2 protein-coding genes are annotated in these 2,382 nt (G+C 71.2%); both read right to left on the bottom strand.

Annotation, left to right across the window (positions count from 1 at the left end; translation table 11 throughout):
• Positions 1 to 1,674: excinuclease ABC subunit UvrA (locus tag ACIQOV_RS37700; RefSeq protein ID WP_401055291.1), on the bottom strand; the 1,674-nt coding region annotated here is incomplete at its 3' end.
• A 179-nt stretch (positions 1,675 to 1,853) separates the two neighbouring features.
• The gene (locus tag ACIQOV_RS37695) at positions 1,854 to 2,267 is read right to left on the bottom strand and encodes a VOC family protein (protein ID WP_380352930.1); all 414 of its coding nucleotides are present in this window, start codon (positions 2,265 to 2,267) and stop codon (positions 1,854 to 1,856) included.
• Positions 2,268 to 2,382 lie beyond the last annotated feature (115 nt).

Raw genomic sequence — 2,382 nt, 5'->3', positions numbered from 1 at the left:
GGTGGCCGGGTTGCTGCGCCGGGAGCCCTTGATCGCCCCCTGGTCGACGGAGACCACGCCCTCCTCGCGCGGGATCGAGCCGTGGATCAGCGAGCTCTTGCCGGAGCCCGCCACCCCGGTCACCACCGTGAGCACCCCGAGCGGGACGTCCACGTCCACGTCCCGCAGGTTGTGGGTGCCCGCGCCGCGGATCTCCAGCTTCCCGGTGGGCTTGCGGACGTCGTCCCGCAGCGCCGTCCGGTCGGACAGGTGACGGCCGGTCACCGTGCCACTGGTGCGCAGCCCCGGCACGTCGCCCTCGTAGCAGACTGTGCCGCCGGCCGTGCCCGCCCCGGGGCCGAGGTCGACCACGTGGTCGGCGATCGCGATGGTCTGCGGCTTGTGCTCCACCACCAGCACCGTGTTGCCCTTGTCCCGCAGGCGCAGCAGCAGCTGGTTCATCCGGTCGATGTCGTGCGGGTGCAGGCCGGTGGTGGGCTCGTCGAAGACGTAGGTGGTGTCGGTGAGCGAGGAACCGAGGTGGCGGACCATCTTGACCCGCTGGGCCTCGCCGCCGGAGAGGGTGCCGGAGGGGCGGTCGAGCGAGAGGTAGCCGAGGCCGATCTCCACGAAGGAGTCCAGGGCCTGCCGGAGCGTGCCGAGCAGCGGCGCCACCGAGGGCTCGTCGAGGTCGCGGACCCAGGCGGCGAGGTCGCTGATCTGCATCGCGCAGGCGTCGGCGATGCTGATCCCGGCGATCCGGGAGGAGCGGGCGGCCGCGCTGAGCCGGGTGCCCTCGCAGTCCGGGCAGGCGGTGAAGGTGACGGCCCGCTCCACGAAGGCCCGGATGTGCGGCTGCAGCGCGTCCTTGTCCTTGGACAGCATCGACTTCTGGATCTTGGGGATCAGGCCCTCGTAGGTGAGGTTGACGCCGTTGACCTTGACCTTGGTCGGCTCCCGGTACAGGAAGTCCCGCATCTCCTGCTCGGTGAACTCGCGGATCGGCTTGTCCGGGTCGAGGAAGCCCGAGTTGGCGTAGACGCCGACCGTCCACCAGCTGTCGGTCTTCCAGCCGGGGATGGTGAACGCGCCCCCGGAGATCGACTTGCCGTCGTCGTACAGCTGGGTGAGGTCGATGTCCGAGACGGTGCCGCGGCCCTCGCAGCGCGGGCACATGCCGCCGGTGATGCTGAAACGGCGCTGCTCCTTGACGGTCTTGCCGGCGCGCTCGACGGTGACGGCGCCGGCGCCGCTGATCGAGGGCACGTTGAAGGAGAAGGCCTTGGGGGAGCCGATGTGCGGGGTGCCGAGGCGGCTGAAGAGGATGCGCAGCATCGCGTTGGCGTCGGTGGCGGTGCCGACGGTGGAGCGCGGGTCGGCGCCCATCCGCTGCTGGTCGACGATGATCGCGGTGGTCAGGCCTTCGAGGACGTCCACCTCGGGGCGGGCCAGGGTGGGCATGAAGCCCTGGACGAAGGCGCTGTACGTCTCGTTGATCAGCCGCTGGGACTCGGCGGCGACGGTGTCGAAGACCAGCGAGCTCTTGCCGGAGCCGGACACCCCGGTGAACACCGTCAGACGGCGCTTGGGGATGTCGACGCTGACGTCCTTGAGGTTGTTCTCCCGTGCGCCGTGCACGCGGATCAGGTCATGGCTGTCGGCGAGGTGCGGCTGCGCATCCGTCCGCTTGGGCATCGTTCTCTTCGCTCCCTGGCTCTCGGCGGTCTGTGGAGGGGCCTGCTGGGCGGGCCCGCCCCGCGGCCGCCGTCGGTGTGCTCGAACCGTTCGATCCAACCATCGATCCGGCCGGGATCGAACGGGTTTCGGGTGCGGTCGACGAGGGGCGGGGCGGGCCCGGTGCCCGTGGGCCCGGCTCAGCCCAGTTCGTTGAAGCGGACCATGTTGCCCGCCGGGTCGCGGAACGCGCAGTCGCGGACGCCGTACGGCTGCTTGGTCGGCTCCTGGACCAGCTCGGCGCCGCCCGACTTCAGCCGGTCGTAGACGCCGTCCAGGTCGCGGGTGCCCAGAACGACCCGGGCGTAGGTGCCCTTGGCCATCATCTCGGTGATGGTCCGCTGCTCCTCCTCGGTGCGGCCCGGGTCGGCGGACGCCGGCTCCAGCACCAGGGAGACGTCGGGCTGGCCGGCGGGGCCGACGGTGATCCAGCGCATCGGGCCGCCGCCGACGTCGCTGCGCACCTCGAAGCCCAGCAGATCGCGGTAGAAGGCGAGGGAGGCCTCGGGGTCGGTGTGGGGGAGGAAGGTCCAGTGAATGGTGATGTCGCTCATGACCGCAACGCTAGGCGCGCACCCCGGCCGGGCGCTTCTCGAATCCTGATCGGTCCGGGCGGCTGCGAATCTCGTCGGGTAGAGCGGCCGTGCCGGCCGCGGCCCCGGGGGAGGG

It is taken from the genome of Kitasatospora sp. NPDC091257, from assembly GCF_044757675.1.
Classification (GTDB): domain Bacteria; phylum Actinomycetota; class Actinomycetes; order Streptomycetales; family Streptomycetaceae; genus Kitasatospora; species Kitasatospora lactacystinica.
Note: the sequence above shows the minus strand (reverse complement) of the source record. Positions and strands in the feature narration are given on the sequence as shown.